The sequence below is a fragment of the Pandoraea vervacti genome (assembly GCF_000934605.2).
GTDB classification, from domain to species: Bacteria; Pseudomonadota; Gammaproteobacteria; order Burkholderiales; family Burkholderiaceae; genus Pandoraea; species Pandoraea vervacti.
Window position 1 is genome coordinate 3,182,166 of sequence record NZ_CP010897.2, and the last position, 21,159, is coordinate 3,203,324.

Genomic DNA, 21,159 nt, shown 5'->3' on the forward strand with positions numbered 1-21,159 from the left:
CCCGGCAGCCACCCTGCCGCCGCCGTCTCCCTCTAGATAAGTACCGAATACCTAAGCCACAGTCGTTTTTCTCGCCAACCAACCGCCGTAACGATACACAGGGACGCGAAGTGGACAGACAGGGATTGCAATTTATGGAAGTCTCCCGTATCCGCGCATTGCGCGGGCCGAACCTCTGGAGCCGTCACACCGCCATCGAGGCCATCGTGACGTGCACCGATCTGGAATACTCGATCGGCAATCTGGCCGGCTTCGAAGCCCGTCTGCGCGCCCGCTTCCCGGAGTTGCCGGCGCTCACGCCCGACGCGGAAGAGCGTCCGGTCTCGCTCGCAGACGCGCTCGCCACCACGGCGCTGCATCTGCAAGCGGCCGCCGGTTGTCCGGTGACGTTCAGCCAGACGACGCAAACCATCGAACCGGGGACTTTCCAGGTGGTGGTGCAATACAGCGAAGAGCCGGTCGGGCGTCTGGCGTTCGATCTGGCGCAACAGCTCATTCACGCCGCGCTTGAAGATGGCCCGTTCGATCTCGCTGACGCGCTCTATCGTCTGCGCGATCTGGACGAAGACGTGCGCCTCGGCCCGTCGACCGGCTCGATCGTCTATGCGGCGGTGGCACGTGGCATTCCCTATCGCCGTCTGACCGAAGGCTCTATGGTGCAATTCGGCTGGGGCAGCAAACAGCGACGCATTCAGGCAGCCGAGACCGACCGCACCTCCGCAGTGGCCGAATCGATTGCGCAGGACAAGGATCTGACCAAGACGCTGCTGCACGCCGCCGGTGTGCCGGTGCCGCTCGGCGGTACCGTGCGCGACATCGAAGCCGCCTGGAAGCTGGTACAGGAAATCGACGCACCGGTGGTGGTCAAGCCGCGCGACGGCAATCAGGGCAAGGGCGTCGCCGTGCGACTGCGCACGCGCGAGGAGATCGAGAAGGCATTCGAAGCGGCGCAGGACATCTGCCGCGACGTCATCATCGAGCGCTACATTCCGGGCCACGACTTCCGGTTGCTCGTCATCGGCAACAAGCTGGTGGCGGCTGCACGTCGCGATCCGCCGCAAGTCACCGGCGACGGCGTGCATACCGTGCGCCAGCTGGTCGAGGCAGTGAACGCCGATCCGCGCCGCGGCGAAGGCCATGCCACCTCGCTCACGAAAATCCGCTTCGACGACATTGCACTGGCCACGCTGGCAAAACAAGGATTGAACGCCGACTCTGTGCCCGATGCCGGCGCGCGCGTCGTCCTGCGCAACAATGCCAACCTGTCGACCGGCGGCACCGCCACCGACGTGACCGACGACGTCCATCCGGAAATCGCGGCACGCGCCGTGGCGGCCGCGCAGCAGGTCGGTCTGGACATTGCCGGTGTCGACGCCGTGTGCGAAACCGTCATCAGGCCGTTCGAAGAACAGGCCGGCGGCATCGTGGAAGTCAACGCTGCGCCGGGCCTTCGCATGCACCTTCAGCCGTCCTACGGCAAAGGCCGTGCGGTCGGCGAAGCCATCGTCTCGACCATGTTCGAAGACGGCGACGATGGTCGCATTCCGCTCGTCGCCGTCTCCGGCACGAACGGCAAGACGACCACCGTCCGCCTGATCGCCCACCTCATCGCCCAGCAAGGGTTGCGCGTGGGCATGACCGGCACCGACGGTATCTATATCAGTGGTCAGCGCATCGACACCGGCGATTGCAGCGGCCCGCGCAGTGCGCGCAACGTGCTGATGCACCCGGACGTCGACGCCGCCGTGTTCGAAACGGCGCGCGGCGGTCTGCTGCGCGAGGGACTCGCCTACGACCGTTGCGATGTTGCGGTCGTGACCAACATCGGCATGGGCGACCACCTGGGGCTGTCGTACATCAACACCGTGGAAGACCTGGCGGTGCTCAAGAGCGTGATCGTGCGCAACGTGTCCCCGCGCGGCATGGCCGTACTCAATGCTGCCGACCCGATGGTCGCGCGCATGGCCGATGCCTGTCCGGGCGATGTGACGTACTTCGCGGTGGACGCAGCGCACCCGGTGCTCGCGACGCATCGCGCCAAGGGCAAGCGCGTGGTCTACGTCGACGGGGGTCATATCGTGACGGCGCACGGCGGCGAAGAAACGCGCTATGCGATGTCGGCGATTCCGCTCACCCGCAACGGCGCCATCGGTTTCCAGGTCGAGAACGCGATGGCAGCCATCGGCGCCGCCTGGGCGCTGGCGATCGATCCGGCGACGATTCGCGCCGGGCTGCTCACGTTCGTGAACGACGCAGGCACTGCGCCGGGTCGCTTCAACGTCTTCGATTACAAGGGCGCGACGCTGATCGCCGATTACGGCCATAACCCGGACGCCATCGCGGCGCTCACGCAGGCCATCGAGACGATGCCGGCGCGTCGCCGCTCGGTGGTGATTTCGGGCGCGGGAGATCGTCGCGACGAAGACATTCGCCGTCAGACGGAGATTCTGGGTGACGCGTTCGACGACGTGCTGCTCTATCAGGACCAGTGCCAGCGCGGCCGTGAAGACGGTGAAGTGATCAGGCTCCTGCGCGATGGTCTGGCGGGCGCCACCCGCACCCGCCATATCGATGAGATCAACGGCGAGTTCGTCGCCATCGACACGGCACTGGCGCGCCTGCAACCGGGCGACCTGTGTCTGATCCTCATCGATCAGGTCGACGAAGCGCTGGCGCACATCGGCCAGCGTGTCGCCGAGGCAAGCGCCCGCTGAGTCTTCCGGGACCTCCGAAAGACCTCTGCGACGTCTGCGACCTCAGCGACCACTCCCCGTCTGCCCCCCACCAAGCCTCACCCGGGAGCCAACGTCGGCTCCCGGCGCTTCCTCGCGCACTCGCGCGCGAGACCGGCGCGACGGGGGGTGTTACCCCGCTCTCTCTATCTGTGACGGCGCCAGCGATCCTGCGCTCGACAGGACCGATGCCACGACAGGTCGCGCCGACAGCAGCAGTTCCAGGGCCTGCGTCCCGTCAATGAAGTCCGACGCGTCGAGAAGACGCTCCCGATACGGATGCACCGTTGCCTGCGCCAGCATCTCGCGCTTTCCGCTTTCGCTGACGACGTGGTACGTCGTCTCGTGCGCGTCATCGCGGTTGACCGACAGCAACAACCATTGACTGTCGAACGGCTCGTTCAGGAACATTTTCTGCGCCGCATCCAGATTCACGACGTAGTTCGGCCCCGCGAGTCGCTCCACCGGCATGAGCGTTTGGACGCGAGCGTGAACGATCGATCGTATCAACGTCGACACGTCGCCCAGCGCCTGTCCCAGTCCCGCCGATTCGTAATGGCGTTGCACCTGCCTCACGTGAAACGCTCGCGCGCTTTCCATGGCCCGCGCGTTCCCGTCGACGCCCGACTCGAGCGTTCCCGGCAAACACGCAATGACGGCGTCATGCACTCTTGCAGCACTGAGCATTCGCCCCTGACTCTCGAATACCGTCGCGCAGAACCTTGAGATGCGCGCAATCGCGGCGTAGTCGGCGCGGCACGCGTCGAGCAGCTGACTCACGATGTCTCCGATGTCCTGATAACGCGCCGCCCCAAGCACGCTCAGCAGTTGCGCCTCGCCACGCATCATCAGTTCGTCGGCAATGGCGGCGTCACCCCCCTCACTCAGACGAATACCCGCGCTGACGTACTGTATTGCCGCCTCCATTGGCGCGTTGGCCTCCCGGAAATGCAACGCGGCCAGCGAGTGCTGTATGCCGACTTTGTATGAATGCTGCACCCGAATGTCGTCCGGCGCCATGATGTTGCCGTCGCGCACGCGAACGGCTTGCGGGACAAGGTCGCCTGCCTGATCGGCGAGAATCTGCGCCATCTCCTTGCGCAGCGCCGCCGCACTCGCATCGTCCCTCAGCCAGTTGAAATATCGCGCGAACGGCTCACGAAACACTACGCTTCTGGCTTCGGGCCTGAGCGTCTCGAGAATCGACGCAACAAGGGTGCGAACTTCGGCGGCGTCCAATTCGGGCAGCAGACTGCCATCCGCGCCGATCGCGGCGTGCAACAACTGCCCAGCGGTGACCGGATTTCGCCCGGCAACGCGGCGCAGCGCCTGCAATACCGTCGTGGCGCCGTCCCCCAGCCGCGCGAGCAGCAGATCCGTCGCCTCGCGCTGCGTCAGGCACAAACCGCCCGGTCCGAATACGTTGCCGATCAGCGCGCAGCGAAAGCCCGTGCCCGGAATGTCCATGGCGAAGTACTGCTTGTCGGTCACTTGCAGCGCCGCAGCGTCCCCCGTCGACCAACGCCTCACGATGTCGTCGCGAGCGTCCTGCGTCAGTGCGCCAAGAAGGCACGGCGCCAGGGTGCCGAGCTGTGCGCTGAACGCACTGTCCTGAAGGTGCTCGACACCCGCGGCGAATGTCGCCAAATGCGCCCGCGCCAGATGCTCCGCAATCCACCGCCGTGCTGCACAATCTTTGAAACTGGGGCGAAGACATCGCCAGTTCTCGGGATGCAGAACCTCCATCTCCAACCAGTCGACGAGTCGCGTGAGTTGCGCCGAGCCCGGTGCGCTTCGCTGCACCTCGACCTCGAACTCAGCCAATGCCGATGTCAACCGCTCGCCCGGTGCAACGTCGCTTGCAACCCCCGTCGTCGCGCCGATCCGCGAACCACTGATGCCTGGAATCAACGTCTATCTCCTTCGCACGCCTCGTTTGCATCGGTTACCTCGACAGTAACGCCAGCGCCGCGTCATCATCGACGAAGTCGTTGAGCGTTACCGCCCTGTCGAAATAGGGATGTCGGCTCCCGGTCCGGCAAAGTTGCTCGCGCGTCTCATCAATCACGAGGTGATAGACACCAGTGCCATCACCCTGCTCACCCATGTGCCAAAGCAGCCATTCGGTGTCCGCCTGCGGATCGAATACCTCGAACAGAATCGGATCCTGCCGGGCGTCGAATCGAATGACGGCCCCGATGACCTTCAGCCCGTCGGGCGAACTCAACGCGTCCAGACGTGCAGCGATGGCCGACCGAATGCGCGCGGGGAGATCCGACTGGGCGCGCACGAAATGTCGTTCGTAGCAAGCCACTGCGGCGGCAACATCGATATCCGTATGTCGTTCAATCCTCTCGCGCAGGAACTCGGCGGCCAGCGCGTGCGTTTTCGCCGCTGCATAGTGAAGGCCGCGCTGGCCGAACGCATCGGCACAGCGCGTGCAAATCCGGCTCAGCGCCTCCGAGTCGGCGCCATACGCCCCTGCCGCGTCCTTCAACGTGGATCGGACCTCGAAAAAGGCGCCGCAACTCGCGAGCTTTTCAGCGGCGGCGGCATACATCGCCGCGGCCAGAGGACGCTCTCCGGCGGATGAAAAACTGCTCGCCGACGCCAGAAGTTCAGTTGCTGCCAAGCGCGGCTCGATCGCCCTGTCATAGTGAAATGCGGCCAGTTGACGTTCAATGGCAGCACGTGTGTGATTGATCCGTAACACCTCGTCTGCCCGATCGTGCCCGCTCAGGTTCGGGTCGACCGCCAGTGCCCCGCCCTGCTCGGCGTGCATGGATCGAACTTTTGCCGTCAGGGCATGCGCTTGGGCCGCCCGCTTCTCATCCCCCATCCAACGGAAAAACCTGGCGAACGGCTCGCGAAGCTCGACCGTCCCGTCCTCGCCCTTCAACCTGTCATGCGCGGCCGCCGCCAACGCATGGATCTCGTCACGATCGAGTTCCGGCGGCAGACTGCCGTCCGGGCCAATGACCGCACCGAGCAGCGTATAAACAACGCCGGGATGGAGGACGGCCATCGCAGGTAAGACCGTCCGTACGGGGCCGCTCGCAAAGTCGCCGTCGACCTGCGCCAGCAGCAGCCTGGTGGCCTCGAGTTGCGTGAGACGCAGCCCGTTCTGCGACAAGCCTTTGGCGGTCAGGGCGCAGCGAAAATCGGTGCCGGGCAAGTCCACGGCAAAGAGCCCGTCCTTCGTGACGTATAGCGACGATGCGTTGGGTTCGGACCAGCGCCGCACGATTTCGTCTCGGACATCCTGCGACAAGGCGCCGAACACCTTTTCGTTCAACTCGTCGAAAACGCGAATGTTGCACACGGCAAGCACATGCCGCAGTCCGCCGGGCAACGCGGCCAGATGGCTGCGCGCGAGTTCTCTGACGGTATCCGTACGGTCGACGCCGTGCTGAAAACAAGGCCCGATAACGTTCCACCCGTGATCCGCACTCGCCGCCTTCAGGAGTTCCGCACCGGCGAGGAACAACTCCCTGGACGTCGCCGGACATGTCTCGGCAAGCGCCGCGATGACGTGCATCGCCTTCGACAAGCGCGCCTCGGGATTGGCCATCGTGAAATAAGGCGATATCACGCTCTTGAGCGTGTGCAGCAATTGCGACGTCATTGGACAAGGTAGACGCGGACTTGGTGTCCCCGCACATGGCATAGCGATAGCTCAGTGTCCCACTATGCCTTTGTGCAGGCGTGCACAAATCGCTCAGACCGAAGCGCGGGCGGGTGCCGCTGCGTCGGGGCCGGGCGGTTTCGCCGTGAGCATATCGAGGACCTCGATCCCTTCGACGAAATCGGTCTCGACCAGCGGTTTCCGATGATAAGGATGCACGCTTCGGTGTCGCAGAAGATCATGCATCGAGTCCTCCGTCATGAGCTCGTAGACCTGTTTGGGATCGCCGATATCGCCGCGACGAAGCAGCACCCAGGTCGTCGGCGCGTGCGCGTCGAACGCCTGCGCCGAGATCGTGTCGCTTTCGTCGTCGAAGTGAATGACGTACCGATTGCCCGCCAAGCCGTCGGACGACGCCAGATCGTTACGTCGCGCGTCGATGGCGGATCGGATCAGCGATGGCGTGTCGAATTCAGTGACCGACAGCCCCACCGCCGCAAAGCATTCGAACATCGCTTCGGTGTGCGCGGCATACCGCGCACGCACTTGCGCCATATCGACGCCTGCCGGCTGTTTCTCCAGCCAGTCGAGCAGGCGATGCGTGACGAGGTCGTGCGCCATCGCCGCGCTGACGTACAGACCCTGCTTCGTCAACGCCTCGGCGCATCGCGTGCCGATCCGGCTCACGGCGCTCACATCGTTTTCGTACGCGGTGATCGCGTCGGTAAGCACCTGCGAGATGTCTCTGAAGGTTGCAAAGCTTGCCAGTTTTTCGGCGGCATTTGCGTACATGCTGGCGGCCATCCGATGGTCTGCCGCGCTCGCATACATCTTTGCCGACGCGAGATACTGCTCGGCGGCCAACTGCGGCGAGGCGGCGCGCGCGTAGTGGAATGCCGCTCTCTGCCGGTTCTCTCCCGCACGCAGATCGTTGAACCTGCGAATGGCGTCGATCGTCTCGAGGCGTTCGCGCGCCACCTCGCCCGAACGGAAGTTCTCGTCCGGCGACATTCCCGAGCGAATCTGCGCAATGATTTCCCGGGATTGCGCGGCCCGTCGCTCGTCGCCCTGCGAGCCGAAAAATCTCGCCAGCGCCTCCCGTTCGGGCAACGTGCCGCTCAGATGCGTCAGGGCGTCGTGCGCCGCTGCGGCCGCCGCATGCGTGGCGTCCCGATCGAGCCCCGGCAGCACATGCCCATCGTCGCCAATTGCCGCACCGATGATCCGAAAACTGGCGAGGGGGCGATCGTCCGTGAGCATCGGCAGCAAGTCGAGCAATGTCGTGCCTGGCGGCGTGCCCTCCGGTCGCGCCAACAACAGTTGCGTAGCCTCCGCTTGCGACAGATTCAGGCCCTGGTGCGAAAACCCGCCATCCATGAGGGAGAGCCGAAGGTCAGTGCCCGGTATGCCAACGGCGATGAAGTTCCCTTCGGTCACATATAGCCCCGTGCCATCGGGTTGCGACCAGCGATCCACGATGTCGGCGCGGACCTCCGGGCGCATGGCGCGCACCAGTTGTGTCGCGAAGTTGTCGAGTTGCAGATTGCCCACGACACGATGCACATGCGCCAGACCGGTCGAGGTCGTCGTGACGTGATTTCTGACCACGTCCTTCACAAAGGCGCTGCGGCCGACATGCCGCTCGAAGCAACGCTTGATGCACTGCCAGGCCTCATGTTTCGTGAACGCCGCCTCGACCCGCTCGATCGCCCTGGTCAGTTCGGCAGCGCCCGGAGAGCAGGTTTGCAGGCACGCCTGTAGTGTCTGCATCGCGGCTGCCGCTTGCGTTGACGTCGGCTCGTGAGGGCGGCACGATTGAATCGCGCTTCTGAGCGCATCGAGCGCGCCCGGAATCATTGCGGCCCTCCGCCGGATTGCGACGATGCGGGGGTCACATCAGATTCCGTTGTCCCGACTTTGCTGGCCCGGTGGAACATCTCGACACAGATGGCCCCCCGCGCGAAGTCCCGGTCGGCGAGCGGGCGCGTCAGATGAGGGTGCCGACGTGCCTGATTCGCCAGCGCCACGCCCCGCTCGTCCGTCACCGGCCGAGTCAGCATGCGCCAGGACTCTTCCGTAATCGGCGTATAGATTTCGACCCCATCGGCACGATGGCCGCTCATGAACAGCACCCACTCGGTGGGTGCTTCTTTGTCGAAAGTCTCCGCGAGGAACGGATCGGTCTGATCCTCGAATTTGATGACATATCCGTCGCCCGCCAGCACGTTTCCGTCGCTCAGGTGCGCACTGTTCGCCTCGATCGCCGTACGGATCAGGCCTGCGAAGTCACGGTCCTTGGCCGCTGCCGGCTGACCGGCCTTGACGAAACATGCGTCAGCGGTGTCGCGGTGCGTGATCGCCAGCGTTGCCATGATTTCGCGGTCGATGCGATGCTTCAGACTGGCTTCGAGATAATCCGCAACCACCTCGTGCGTCGCGGCCGCGCTCAAATAAAGGCCTCGCGCCTCGAACGCTTCGGCACAGAGCGAGGCAATCCTGCTCGTCCTCTGCAAATAGGGACCGTAGTTGCCAAACGCGTTGAACATCGCCTCGCCCACGCTCGGGAACAGCGCGAAACCGGCGAGCTTTTCCGCAGCCAGCGCATATTTCCCGGCGGCGGCGAGCGGATCGTTCGCGTCTTCAAAGGTTTTCGCAGACGCGAGCAGCGCATCGACCACAGCGCGTGGCGTGGCCTGACTCATCGCCCGGACCTGCGCCTGCAACGTCAGCTCACGCGGGGTCGTGGTCGCGGTCGAATCGGGTGCCGCGTTCGAAGCTTGGTTCGAAGGTCGGTTCGAAGCCTCGTTCGTCACCGTGCGAGCCAGGATGGACGCGCCGCCGCGCAACCCGTTCGCAGGCATCGTCAGTGTGACCACGCCGAGCGACTGGTCGGCACGGTGCGTGTCGCCCATCCGGCGGAACAGCCAGGCGAACGGTTCGCGTGGCCGGGTGTCGCCGGTGTTCACGAACGCATCGTGCGCGGCGTTCGCAACCGCACGGACATCCTCCTGATTCAGCTCCGGCAACACGTTGCCATAGGCGTCGATAGCGGCACTTAACAGGGCGTAATTTTCGGCGGACCGGTCCGCGGTCCCGTCGCGCATCGCCCGAAGCACCGTGGCGCCGGGCGGCGCCCCTTCCGGTCTCGCGAGCAGAAGTTGCGTGGCTTCGCGCTGCGTCAGCGCGAGACCATCGCTCCCGAAACACCCCCCGAACAAGGCGCAACGCAGATCCGTCCCCGGGACCTCCAAAGCGATGAAACCTGGCTCGCTCATGTGGACCGCCGTGCTCTCGGGGTCCGACCAGCGACTCACGATGGCGTCCCGGACAGTCGGCTTCAGCGCCTTGACGACGTCGGCAGCCTCCGAATCCAGCACCGCGTAAGGAAACGTCTGGCGTACGTGCGCCAGTCCGGTGTCTGTCGTCGCGAGATGCGTTCGCACCAGTTGTTCGACGAACACTTTGCGGCCCGATTCCGGCGAAAAGCCCCGTTTGAGGGCGTGCCAACCGTCGCTCTTCAAACAGGCTTTTTCGACGGTCTCCGCGGCTTCGGTGATATCGGAAGCCCCCGGAGAGCCACCGCGCAAACTGTCATCCAAGACGTCCAGCGACTGATTCAGCCGCGCCGCAGAGGACTCGAGATGGCGGCAGGGATGAATGGCGCTTCGCAGCGCATCGAGCGCGCTGGTAATCATTGCGTGCCTCGCGGCGGCGAGTTGGATGCCGTCGACGGGGAGCGGAAATATGGGAAATGAGGGAGATCAGGCCGACTGGCAGTGCCCGCGTAGCCAAGGCAAAGAAAGTCAAGAAACGGCGGACGTTGCGTCGTCGATATCGTCATGATGGGGTTGGCGAGGGACGGTCGGTACCGCCCCTCTCTGCTCGCGGTGAAAGTGCCCAATTTTTCCATTGGGTCTTTTCACACGCGTGCAGAAATCGCTCAAACCACCACTTCCTGCGGTGCCATTTCCGTGCCGTACGTTGCCCAGCGCTGATCGCCGTCAGCCGCAGCCACGGTCGGCTTGCATTGCCCGGCGGTCTCGTCGAGCCCTTGCAATAACGGGCAGCGCTCGAAGATTTCGGCGATGAAGTCCACAAATACGCGCACCTTGGGAGACAGATGGCGGTTGTGCGGGTATACCGCCGAAATCGGCATGGGAGGCGGCTTCCACTGGTGCAGGATCTCGACGAGTTGCCCCGATTGCAGATAGGGCAGCGCCATGAAGCGCGCCAACTGCACGGTCCCGAAGCCCGACAATCCGAGTTGCAGATACGCCTCGGCATCGTTCACGGCGACCGAGCCCTGCATGTGGATTTCGACTTCCTTGCCATCGACGACGAACTGCTCTTCGATGATGCGTCCCGTGCGACTCGAGAAGTAATGCACCGCCGTGTGACGTTGCAGATCGTCGAGCGTATGCGGCATGCCCATGCGCTCCAGATAGGATGGCGACGCGCAGGTCAGGCTCTGAAACATGCCGACCCGGCGCGCGACGAGGCTCGAATCCTGCAGCGTGCCCACGCGCAACACACAATCGACGCCCTCCTGAATCAGATCGACGGGCTTGTCGCCCATGCCGACCATCAACTCGATTTCCGGGTAGCGGTCGTGAAATTCGCACAGCGAGGGCAGCACCACCAGTTTGCCGAGCGAGCCCGGCATGTCGATGCGCAATTTGCCGCGCACACGCTGACTACTCTCGCGGAACGACGATTCGGTCTCCTCGATGTCCGCGAGAATGCGCAGGCATCGCTCGTAATACGCCGCGCCGTCAGGCGTGAGATTGAGCCGCCGGGTCGTTCGCTGAAGCAAACGCGTGCCCAGATGCGACTCCAGATTCTGAATGATCGTGGTCACCGAGGTGCGCGGCAACCCAAGGTTGTCGGCGGCACGCGAGAAGCTGTTCGCCTCGACCACTCGCGTGAAGACCTGCATCGCTTGCAAGCGATCCATGATATTTCCCCATTGAAAACACTGTTGCACTGGCCGGTCCGGCGAAATTTCGCTCCCACCGCAACTGCATATGCTTATTGGTCGATGGCATAAGCCAATGCCCATAAGGCTGAGACCGATTAGTCGAGCTGGCCGAACAGTGTTGCCAAATTATAGGCGTTTATCCCAATGTCCGTGGCCTCTAGACTTCGCTCCATCCAATGTCATCAGAGGGGTATCGCTCGCGCGAGCCCGACGCCATATGTCAGTCAATGCCAAGTCGAAGCCAGGGCAATCGGGAAAACCGGGGGCAAGCGCCACGACTTTCCGCACCGAGGACGGTCTGCGCATCGAAGAGGTGACCATCCCCGGCCATGTTGTCCCGGTGACGCTGCGGCTATACCGGCCGGTCGGCCTGCACGGTGGTCACGCGCCCGGGGCAGCGGCCGAGCATGCGGGCCAGCCCGGCGTGGTGGTGCCGCTCGAAGCCCATTTGCCTGCCGTGCTCTACTTCCATGGCGGCGGCTTTTGCAAGGGCTCCCTCGACGACGGCGACGCCGCGGCACGCTACCTCGCCGCGCACGTGCCGGCGCTGGTGGTCTCGGTCGGCTACTCGCTCGCGCCCGAGCATCCGTTTCCTGCGGCGCCGGAAGATGCCTGGTGCGCTGCCCTCTGGCTGCAACGCCACGCCCGCCGCTATGGGGCGAGCACGCGCCGGCTGGCCGTGGTCGGCCACGACGCGGGCGGCAACATTGCGGCCGCCCTCACGATGATCGCCCGCGACCGCGGCGAGATCAGCGTGGCCGCGCAGGCGCTGCTCGCGCCCTTGCTCGATCCCAGCATGACGCGTCTGGCCGACGGCCGTACGCCCAGCGACATCGAAGCCAGCGAGTGCGCCCGCTGCTATCGCGCCTACCTGCCGCATGCCACGCAACGCCTGCATCCGTATGCCGCACCGCTCGAATCACGCCGTCTCGCGGGCCTGCCGCCCACGCTGATCGCCTCCGCCGAACACGACCTGTTGCACGTCGAAGCTGAAAAATACGCTGCCGAGCTCATTGCGGCCGGCGTGCCGACACAAGTCACGCGCCATCGCAGCGCTTCCCATTACGGCCTGGCCGCGCTTCCCGCCGCGCTGCGGGAGGTGGCCACGTTCCTGACACGCCGGCTGGCACTGCCTGTTACCGGCTCTACCCAGTGAGTCCATCCGATCCCGGAGATTTGAAAAAATGACCACCCTCGCTCGCAAACCCGTCCTTATCGCCGCTGCCGCCACCGCCGCGCTGCTGGCCATCGGCACACTCACCGTCGTGCGCGTCGACGCCAGCACACCCGCCGCGCAGGTCATGCCTACCGTGGAAGTCGACGTTGCCAATGTGCTCTCGCGAACCGTGACCGATTGGCAAAGCTATTCGGGTCGCCTCGACGCGGTCGACCACGTCGATATCAAGCCGCTCGTATCAGGCACCATCACCGCCGTGCATTTCAAGGACGGCCAGCTCGTGAAGAAGGGGGATCCGCTCTTCACGATCGACCCGCGCCCGTATGCCGCCGAAGTCGACCGCGCGGCGGCACAGCTCGCGTCCGCGCAGGCCCGCGACGTCTTCACCAGCACCGATCTGGCTCGCGCGCAGCGCCTGATCGCGGATAACGCCATCGCGAAGAAGGACTTCGACCAGAAGGAAAACGCGGCGCGCGAGGCCGTCGCCAACGTGAAGGCCGCCAAGGCCGCGCTGGAAACCGCTCGCATCAACCTCGGCTACACGCAGATCGTGGCGCCGGTGGCGGGTCGCGTCTCGCGTGCGGAAATCACGGTCGGCAACACCGTGTCGGCTGGCGCGCAGTCGCCCGCGCTGACCACGGTCGTGTCCGTCTCGCCGATCTATGCCGCTTTCGACGTCGACGAACAGACGTACCTGCGCTATCTCTCGAAGGACACCGCCAAACCGAACGGCGTGCCGGTCGATCTGGGTCTCGCCAACGAATCCGGGTACTCGCGCAAGGGCACGGTGTACTCGGTCGATAACCGCTTCGACACCACGTCCGGCACGATCCGCGTGCGTGCGCGCTTCGACAATGCCGACGGCGCGCTGGTCCCCGGCCTGTACGCCCGCATTCGCGTGGGCGGCGGCGAGCCGCACCCCGCCCTGCTGGTGGACGAAGCCGCGGTCGGCACCGACCAGAGCAAGAAGTACGTGATGGTGGTCGACCAGGCGAACAAGGCGCAATACCGCGAAGTCCAGCTCGGTGAGCGCCACGGCGGTCTCGTGGAAATCGCTGGCGGCCTGAAGGACGGCGAGCGGATCATCGTGAACGGCCTGCAACGCGTGCGCCCGGGTGACGCCGTCTCGCCGAAGGTCGTGAAGATGGCCGGAGACACCGGCGAAGGCCACGACGTCGCCACGACAGCCGTCGCGGGCGCAGGGAGCAGTGATGCTGCCAAAGTCTCCGCCCAGTCGGAAGCCAGCGCCAACGGTACCCGCAACGCTGAGGACACCAAAGCGATACAGAAAACTTCGCAAAACGACAGCAAGACGCAATCGGTCGCAACGAGCACGGCGAAGCATGCCGCTTCGCGCTCGTGATCGACGCGGTCTGTCCGTTGCGCGAAATGCGCGTGCAGGCACACAGCAACATTGCACGCTGAACGACACCCCAGAGTTTCGTCATGAACATCTCAAAATTCTTTATCGACCGGCCCATATTTGCGGGCGTGCTTTCGGTCCTCACGCTGCTGGCCGGCCTGATCGCCGTGTTCCAGCTGCCGATTTCGGAATACCCGGAAGTGGTTCCACCGTCGGTCGTCGTGCATGCCCAATACCCCGGCGCGAACCCAAAGGTGATCGCCGAGACCGTTGCGTCTCCGCTCGAGGAGCAGATCAACGGCGTGGAGAACATGCTGTACATGCAGTCGCAGGCCAATAGCGACGGCAACCTCACCACGACGGTGACCTTCCGTCTGGGCACGGACCCGGACAAGGCACAGCAGCTCGTGCAGAACCGTGTCTCGCAAGCGCTGCCGCGCCTGCCGGACGACGTGCAGCGTCTGGGCGTGACGACGATCAAGTCCTCGCCCACGCTCACGATGGTGGTGCACCTGATCTCGCCGAACGACCGTTACGACATGACGTACCTGCGCAACTACGCGCTCATCAACGTCAAGGATCGCCTCTCGCGCATTCAGGGCGTCGGAGAAGTGCAGTTGTGGGGAGCGGGCGACTACTCGATGCGTGTCTGGCTCGATCCGGCCAAGGTTGCCCAGCGTGGCCTGACGGCATCGGACGTGGTCAGGGCCATTCGCGAACAGAACGTGCAGGTTGCCGCCGGCGTGATCGGCGCGACGCCGGCCGGCCCGAACACGCCACTGCAACTGAACGTCAACGCACGTGGCCGTCTGAACACGGAAGAAGAGTTCCGCGACATCATTCTGAAGACGTCGCCGGACGGTGCCGTGACGCATCTGAGCGATGTGGCCCGCGTGCAACTCGATGCTTCGTCGTACAGCCTGCGCTCCTTGCTCGACAACAAGCCGGCCGTCGGTCTCGGTATCAACCAGTCGCCCGGCGCCAACTCGCTGCAAATATCGGACGACGTTCGCGCAGCGATGGCGGATCTGCAAAAGGATATGCCCCCGGGGGTCGAATACCGCATCGAGTACGACCCGACGCAGTTCGTGCGCTCGTCGATCAAGGCCGTGAGCCACACGCTGCTCGAAGCCATCGCCCTGGTGGTGCTGGTGGTGATCGTGTTCCTGCAAACGTGGCGTGCCTCGATCATCCCGCTGCTCGCCGTGCCGGTGTCGATCGTGGGTACGTTCGCCCTGCTGCTCGGCTTCGGTTACTCGATCAATGCGTTGTCGCTGTTCGGCATGGTGTTGGCCATCGGTATCGTGGTGGACGATGCCATCGTGGTGGTGGAGAACGTCGAGCGGAACATTGCGGCGGGTCTCACGCCGAAGGAAGCCACCTATCAGGCGATGCGCGAAGTCAGCGGTCCGATTATCGCGATCGCCCTCACGCTCGTGGCCGTGTTCGTGCCGCTCGCGTTCATGTCGGGTCTGACGGGTCAGTTCTACAAGCAGTTCGCCATGACCATCGCCATCTCGACGGTGATCTCGGCCTTCAACTCGCTCACGCTCTCGCCGGCCATGGCCGCCCTGCTGCTCCGGGACCATCACGCCAAGCCGGACTGGCTTACGCGCCAGATGAACCGCTATCTCGGCGGCTTCTTCAACGCGTTCAACCGTGTGTTCCATCGCGGTTCGGAGAAATATGGCAATGGCGTCACCCGCGTGATCGGTCGCAAGGCCGTCATGATGGCGATCTTCGCGGTGCTGCTCGGTATTACGGTGTTGCTGGGCAAAGTGGTCCCCGGCGGATTTGTACCCGCGCAGGACAAGGAATACCTCGTCGCGTTCGCGCAGTTGCCCAATGGGGCATCGCTCGACCGCACGGAGAAAGTCATCCGCGACATGACGGACATTGCGCTGAAGATCCCCGGCGTGAAGAGTTCCGTGGCGTTCCCGGGGTTGTCGGTCAACGGCTTCACCAACTCGTCCTCGGCAGGTATCGCGTTCGTCATGCTCAAGCCGTTCTCCGAGCGCAAGGACAAATCGATGTCGGCCGCCGCCATCGCCGCGAAGCTCAATGCCGAATACGCGAAGAACAAGGATTCGTTCATCGCCGTGTTCCCGCCCCCGCCGGTGATGGGTCTGGGTACGCTCGGCGGCTTCAAGCTGCAAGTGGAAGACCGTGGCGCACTCGGCTACGAGGCCCTGAACAACGCGACGCAGGCGTTCATCAAGAAGGCCTCGCAGACGAAGGAACTGGGCCCGACGTTCTCGTCGTACCAGATCAACGTGCCGCAGTTGAACGTCGACCTCGACCGGGTGAAGGCCAAGCAGTTGGGCGTGCCGATCACCGATGTATTCGACACCATGCAGATCTACCTCGGATCGCTGTACGTGAACGACTTCAACAAGTTCGGTCGCGTGTACCAGGTCCGTGTGCAGGCCGACGCGCCGTATCGCGCCCATGCTGAAGACATCGGGTTGCTCAAGACGCGCAACACCAGCGGCGACATGGTTCCGCTCTCGTCGCTGGTGAAGGTTTCGCCGACGTACGGTCCGGAAATGGTGGTTCGCTACAACGGCTATACCGCCGCCGACATCAACGGCGGTCCGGCGCCGGGCTATTCGTCCGGGCAGGCACAGGCCGCAGTGGAGCGCATTGCTGCCGAAACGCTGCCGCGCGGCGTGAAATTCGAGTGGACCGACCTGACGTATCAGCAGATTCTCGCGGGCGACTCGGCGCTGTGGGTGTTTCCGATCTCGGTGCTGCTGGTGTTCCTGGTGCTCGCCGCACAGTACGAAAGCCTGACGCTGCCGCTGGCCGTGATCATGATCGTGCCGATGAGCATCATGTCCGCGCTGTTCGGGGTGTGGCTCACCCGGGGCGACAACAACATCTTCACGCAGATCGGTTTGATGGTGCTGGTGGGACTTTCCGCGAAGAACGCGATTCTGATCGTGGAGTTTGCGCGCGAACTCGAAATGCAGGGACGCACCGCGATTGCGGCCGCTATCGAAGCCAGCCGTCTGCGTCTGCGCCCGATTCTGATGACGTCCATCGCGTTCATCATGGGTGTGGTGCCGCTGGTGACCTCGTCCGGCGCCGGTTCGGAAATGCGTCACGCGATGGGGGTGGCCGTGTTCTTCGGCATGATCGGAGTGACCGGTTTCGGTCTGATCCTCACGCCGGTGTTCTACGTACTGCTCCGTACGCTGGCTGGCAAGAAGCCGCTGCATAGTGCGCACGCGTCGACCATGCCCGCCAACGTCAAGGCCGAAGTCTGAAGGATGCCAATCATGCAATCGCAATGGATGAAACGCAGTCTGGGTGTGTCGGGGTTGCTCGCCACCCTGCTGGTGGTGGCGGGCTGCTCGATGGCCCCCACGTACGAAGTGCCGAAGGTGACCGACAAGGGAACGCCCACGGCATTCAAGGAAGACGCGTCCACCGCCACGCTCGCAGCGGGTGAAGCCGGCACGTGGAAGACCGCCGAGCCGTCGGAAGCGATGGCGCGCGGCGAATGGTGGAAGGTGTTCGGCGATGCCGCACTCGACAAGCTGGAAGAAGACGCGCTGTCAGCCAACCAGAACCTGAAGGCGGCCGCCGCCCGCGTGCAGGAAGCCCGTGGCGTGCAGCGTCAGGCACGCGCGGCGCTGTTCCCGACGCTCGACGCCGGATTCGGCCCGTCGCGTCAGAAGGTCTCGCCGGCGTCGCAGATGCAACCGGACGGCACGAACATCGCGCCGTTCACGGTGTGGCGTGCGCAGGCGAGCGTGGGCTACGAGGTCGATCTGTTCGGCCGCGTGTCGGATAACGTCGCCGCTGCCCGGGCAGATGCCGAACAGAGCGAAGCCCTGTACCGCTCGGTGCAACTAGCGCTGCAAGCCGACGTCGCGCAGAACTACTTCAATCTGCGCGAGCTCGACGCCGAACAGGCGTTGTACACGCAGACGGTCACGCTGCGCGAAGAAGCCCTGAAACTGGTGCAGCGTCGCTTCTCCGAAGGCGATATCGGTGAGCTCGACGTGGCGCGCGCCAAGGCCGAACTGGCCACGGCGCAGTCCGATGCGCTTGCAGTGGCGCGTCTGCGTGCCGCGTCCGAGCACAGCCTCGCGATTCTGCTTGGCAAAACGCCGGCCGAGTTCACGTTCGCACCGTCGCCGCTGGTGCCGGTCACGGTCCGCATTCCAGCGGGTCTGCCCTCGGCATTGCTGGAGCGCCGCCCCGACATCGCCGCCGCCGAGCGCGCAATGGCCGCAGCGAACTCGCGCATCGGCGTGGCGAAGGCAGCCTTCTTCCCCTCGCTGTCGCTAACCGGCTCGGGTGGCTTTGAAGCCGCCACGCTGGGCGACCTGTTCAACTGGTCGAGCCGTACGTTCCTGCTCGGCCCGGTGGTCGGTGGCCTGCTCTCGATGCCGATCTTCGACGGCGGTGCGCGCAGCGGCAACCTGTCGCGTGCGCGTGCGCAGTACGAGGAGGACGTCGCGAACTATCGTCAGCAAGTGTTGGTGGCGTTCCAGGAGGTCGAAGACAACCTGTCGAACCTGCGTCTGCTCTCGCAGCAAACGCGGGCGCAAGACGACGCCGTCAAGGCATCGAGCCGCGCGGCGCAACTCTCGCGCACGCAATATCAGGAAGGCTCGATTGCCTATCTGGACGTCATCGACGCCGAGCGCACCGTCTTGCAAACGCGCCGTAGCGCCGTGCAACTGGCCGGGGCGCAGGCCGTGTCGACGGTCAACCTGATTCGGGCATTGGGCGGTGGCTGGGGCGATTTGCCCAAGTCGCCCGACGGCACGCCCCCCGGCACGACCGAAGGTGCCGCCGCCCCGACGGCCAGCGCGTCGACGGCGAACGGCGCCACGGTGGCGGCTCGCTGAGCGCACGTGGCGAACAGCGCCACGCGCCATAACGAGTTGCAGCGATTGCACTGCAACCGTCGTGACACCCGCCCCCGAGGGTGTCACGGCGAAGTGAACGCCAGGAATGCACCGAACCGGCGGCCGCGCTCGTACCCCCAAGACGAGTGGCCCGCTGACCTGCCCCCGATGCGGGCCAGGCGCGCCGCCGGTCCCGGTGCACCCGCGCTTCGTCGCGTAATAGCGTGACAGCTTGAAAGCGAGCGCGCGTAAAAGTTTTCTTCCCTGCGTCCCTGCTTGCCCGGCGCATGCCTCAGGTCAAAAGACATTGGGCATGTCCGGGCGTTTTTTTTGCCGACGATGGTAGGATGAACACACGGTTCGCCGCATTCGTGCGCCGCAGGGTGGACATGGGCGCGACGACCGTCGCTGGCAAGTCATCTCGAATGCTTCCCCCGCGTTCGGTCTTTCGACCCTACGATAAGGAGTGCAAACAATGAAGATGCGCAAGACACTGTCGCTTTGCCTCGCCGCCGGTCTGGCGGTTTCCTCGTCCCTCGCATTGGCTCAGGGCGGCCCGCCGCCGCAAGGCGGGCCAGGCGGTCCACCGGGACACCAGCCGGGCGGGCCGCATGGCGGTCCTCCGGGCCAGGGTCCTCAGAAGAGCAAGCATGGCGGCCCGCCGCCGCGCGCGCAGGGCGGTCCCGGCGACGATTCGTCGTGGCAACACCCCGACTGGCGCAAGGGCGATCGCGTACCGCAACAGTATCGCGACGCCCAGTATCGGGTCGACGACTACCGCCAATACCATCTCGACCCGCCCAAGCGGGGTCACCACTGGGTTGGCGTCGGCGCCGACTTCCTGCTGGTCAATAGTTCAGGCGTCATCGTCCAGATCGTGGGCGGACACTGATAAGCGTCCGGCGTCCATGACATTTGACGTCGCAACGTTCCGCTGATTTGCCAGCCGTGCGGCAGGGTTTCCCACCCTGCCGCGTTTCGTTTGTGGCGCCCATCCGCCTTTCTCTGCGCCCGACTTCCCGCCCGCACGCCAGCGGCCTCCGTAGCCAGCAAGGTTCTCCCCCCGCTGTCCTGGCGTCCCGTTTTCCTGGATTTGGTGCACCGCTTCGATGCCAGTCGCCGCCAGACGCTGATCTCGCTGCGCCGCAGCATTAAAATCATGCGCTCACCTCCTGCCAATCCATCGATATACGATATATCATGCACAAAATATCAAAAAGCCGCCCCAAACGGGTGCGGCGGATGGAACGGATCCCGCGGGACGAGATGGCCATGACACGACGCGATGTAAGGGACTGGATGGCGGGCTTTTTGCCCGCCGTGGCGGCGGTGCACTGGCGCGAGCGACTTCGCGCCGGCCTGGGCGCCTTGTGCGGCATTGGGCTGACCGGCGCGCTGATGCTATGGCTGCTCGGCCCGGCCAGCGACATCCCCTGGCTGGTCGCACCCATGGGCGCCTCGGCCGTACTGCTGTTCGGCGTGCCCGCCAGTCCGCTCGCACAGCCCTGGTCGATGCTCGGCGGCAATCTCGTCGCGGCCGTCGTCGGTGTGACGTGCGCCATGTTCATCACGTCGCCCGTCGTCGCCGCCGCCACGGCGGTGGGCGTGGCGATTGCGTTGATGTTCACGCTGCGCTGCGTGCATCCGCCCTCGGGGGCGGTCGCGCTGACAGCGGTGCTTGGCGGCCCGTCCGTTCACGCACTCGGCTACGGCTTTGTGCTCGAACCCATCGCGCTGCAATCGGTCCTGCTTTTGGGCGCCGCCATCGGCTATCACGCCCTCACCGGTCACCGCTATCCGCATGCAATGCGTGCGCAGGCAGCGGCGCGTCCGGTCAATGCCCAGGCGATCCCGGTCACGACCGCCGACGCCGAAAAAGCCCTCGCCCGCCGCAGCGAACTGCTCGACATTTCGGCAGACGACTTGGTCAGCCTGTTGCGCGATACGCAACGCGAGGCATTCGCCCGGCGTGCCCGAGAACTGACGGCGGCCGATGTCATGGCCCCGCCACTGGCCAAGGTGCAGGCGCATGAAGACGTCCCGGCAGCGTGGCGTCTGTTGCAGCGCCACGGGCTGGACGCCCTGCCGGTCGTCGACGGCGACGCCCGCGTCATCGGTCTCGTGACGCGTCATGATTTGCACACCCGCCGCGCACGCCGGCAGCGCTGGCCGCGCTTCGCGATGTCGCTGGGCGTGGGAGGCCAGCGCCGCGCAGTGCGCGATCTGATGCAGGGCGATCTCCCGTCGGCCACCGCCGGCATGCCGCTCTCGGAGCTGGTGCCGCTGCTCGTGACGCAACGTCACGGTACGCTGCCCGTACTCGACGACGCCGCGCGGCTCGTCGGCGTTGTCACCCATGCCGAAGTGCTTCGCAAGGTCATGACGGCTTAAGCGCCAAACGTCGAAAGGTCTGCGATGC

The 21,159-nt window shown here is 64.7% G+C and carries 12 protein-coding genes; 7 read left to right on the forward strand and 5 right to left on the reverse strand.

What is annotated here, in order from left to right; translation table 11 throughout:
- Positions 1-134 precede the first annotated feature (134 nt).
- A complete protein-coding gene (gene cphA / locus UC34_RS13960) occupies positions 135-2,714 on the forward strand; it encodes a cyanophycin synthetase (protein WP_044456023.1) in 2,580 nt (859 codons plus the stop codon).
- Between the two features lie 150 nt (positions 2,715-2,864).
- Here the strand turns inward: cphA and UC34_RS13965 are convergent, their stop codons facing one another.
- From UC34_RS13965 to UC34_RS13985, 5 genes are all read right to left on the reverse strand, one after another.
- On the reverse strand, positions 2,865-4,643 hold the full coding sequence (locus tag UC34_RS13965; protein ID WP_044456024.1) for a hypothetical protein: 1,779 nt from the start codon (positions 4,641-4,643) through the stop codon (positions 2,865-2,867).
- A gap of 34 nt (positions 4,644-4,677) precedes the next feature.
- Entirely contained in the window at positions 4,678-6,219 is a 1,542-nt protein-coding gene (locus tag UC34_RS13970) for a hypothetical protein (protein WP_157123189.1), read from the reverse strand.
- A 231-nt stretch (positions 6,220-6,450) separates the two neighbouring features.
- A complete protein-coding gene (locus UC34_RS13975) occupies positions 6,451-8,127 on the reverse strand; it encodes a hypothetical protein (protein ID WP_157123190.1) in 1,677 nt (558 codons plus the stop codon).
- A gap of 83 nt (positions 8,128-8,210) precedes the next feature.
- Positions 8,211-10,052: a hypothetical protein gene (locus UC34_RS13980; protein WP_044456027.1), complete on the reverse strand. Its 1,842-nt coding sequence runs from the start codon at positions 10,050-10,052 to the stop codon at positions 8,211-8,213.
- Positions 10,053-10,297: 245 nt separating this feature from the next.
- Positions 10,298-11,311 (reverse strand): LysR family transcriptional regulator, encoded by a 1,014-nt coding sequence (locus UC34_RS13985; RefSeq protein ID WP_044456028.1) that lies wholly within the window; start codon positions 11,309-11,311, stop codon positions 10,298-10,300.
- A 241-nt stretch (positions 11,312-11,552) separates the two neighbouring features.
- Here UC34_RS13985 and UC34_RS13990 point away from each other — a divergent pair, with 241 nt between their 5' ends.
- The 6 genes from UC34_RS13990 to UC34_RS14015 all read left to right on the forward strand — a co-directional run bounded on the left by UC34_RS13990 (position 11,553) and on the right by UC34_RS14015 (position 21,131).
- Entirely contained in the window at positions 11,553-12,491 is a 939-nt protein-coding gene (locus UC34_RS13990) for an alpha/beta hydrolase (protein ID WP_044456029.1), read from the forward strand.
- Between the two features lie 28 nt (positions 12,492-12,519).
- Positions 12,520-13,875: an efflux RND transporter periplasmic adaptor subunit gene (locus UC34_RS13995; protein WP_072617477.1), complete on the forward strand. Its 1,356-nt coding sequence runs from the start codon at positions 12,520-12,522 to the stop codon at positions 13,873-13,875.
- A gap of 83 nt (positions 13,876-13,958) precedes the next feature.
- Positions 13,959-17,144: an efflux RND transporter permease subunit gene (locus tag UC34_RS14000; RefSeq protein WP_044456030.1), complete on the forward strand. Its 3,186-nt coding sequence runs from the start codon at positions 13,959-13,961 to the stop codon at positions 17,142-17,144.
- Positions 17,145-17,156: 12 nt separating this feature from the next.
- On the forward strand, positions 17,157-18,740 hold the full coding sequence (locus UC34_RS14005) for an efflux transporter outer membrane subunit (protein WP_044456031.1): 1,584 nt from the start codon (positions 17,157-17,159) through the stop codon (positions 18,738-18,740).
- Positions 18,741-19,215: 475 nt separating this feature from the next.
- Positions 19,216-19,632 (forward strand): RcnB family protein, encoded by a 417-nt coding sequence (locus UC34_RS14010; RefSeq protein ID WP_044456032.1) that lies wholly within the window; start codon positions 19,216-19,218, stop codon positions 19,630-19,632.
- A 380-nt stretch (positions 19,633-20,012) separates the two neighbouring features.
- A complete protein-coding gene (locus UC34_RS14015) occupies positions 20,013-21,131 on the forward strand; it encodes an HPP family protein (RefSeq protein WP_044456034.1) in 1,119 nt (372 codons plus the stop codon).
- Positions 21,132-21,159: the final 28 nt, after the last annotated feature.

What these genes read in the sequence shown, in the direction of transcription:
- UC34_RS14010 (WP_044456032.1), top strand. Translation starts at nt 19,216, where the DNA reads ATGAAGATGCGCAAGACACTGTCGCTTTGCCTCGCCGCCGGTCTGGCG.
- UC34_RS14015 (WP_044456034.1), top strand. Translation starts at nt 20,013, where the DNA reads ATGACACGACGCGATGTAAGGGACTGGATGGCGGGCTTTTTGCCCGCC.
- UC34_RS13980 (WP_044456027.1), bottom strand. Translation starts at nt 10,052, where the DNA reads ATGATTACCAGCGCGCTCGATGCGCTGCGAAGCGCCATTCATCCCTGC.
- UC34_RS13975 (WP_157123190.1), bottom strand. Translation starts at nt 8,127, where the DNA reads ATGCAGACACTACAGGCGTGCCTGCAAACCTGCTCTCCGGGCGCTGCC.
- cphA (WP_044456023.1), top strand. Translation starts at nt 135, where the DNA reads ATGGAAGTCTCCCGTATCCGCGCATTGCGCGGGCCGAACCTCTGGAGC.
- UC34_RS14000 (WP_044456030.1), top strand. Translation starts at nt 13,959, where the DNA reads ATGAACATCTCAAAATTCTTTATCGACCGGCCCATATTTGCGGGCGTG.
- UC34_RS13995 (WP_072617477.1), top strand. Translation starts at nt 12,520, where the DNA reads ATGACCACCCTCGCTCGCAAACCCGTCCTTATCGCCGCTGCCGCCACC.
- UC34_RS13985 (WP_044456028.1), bottom strand. Translation starts at nt 11,311, where the DNA reads ATGGATCGCTTGCAAGCGATGCAGGTCTTCACGCGAGTGGTCGAGGCG.
- UC34_RS13990 (WP_044456029.1), top strand. Translation starts at nt 11,553, where the DNA reads ATGTCAGTCAATGCCAAGTCGAAGCCAGGGCAATCGGGAAAACCGGGG.
- UC34_RS14005 (WP_044456031.1), top strand. Translation starts at nt 17,157, where the DNA reads ATGCAATCGCAATGGATGAAACGCAGTCTGGGTGTGTCGGGGTTGCTC.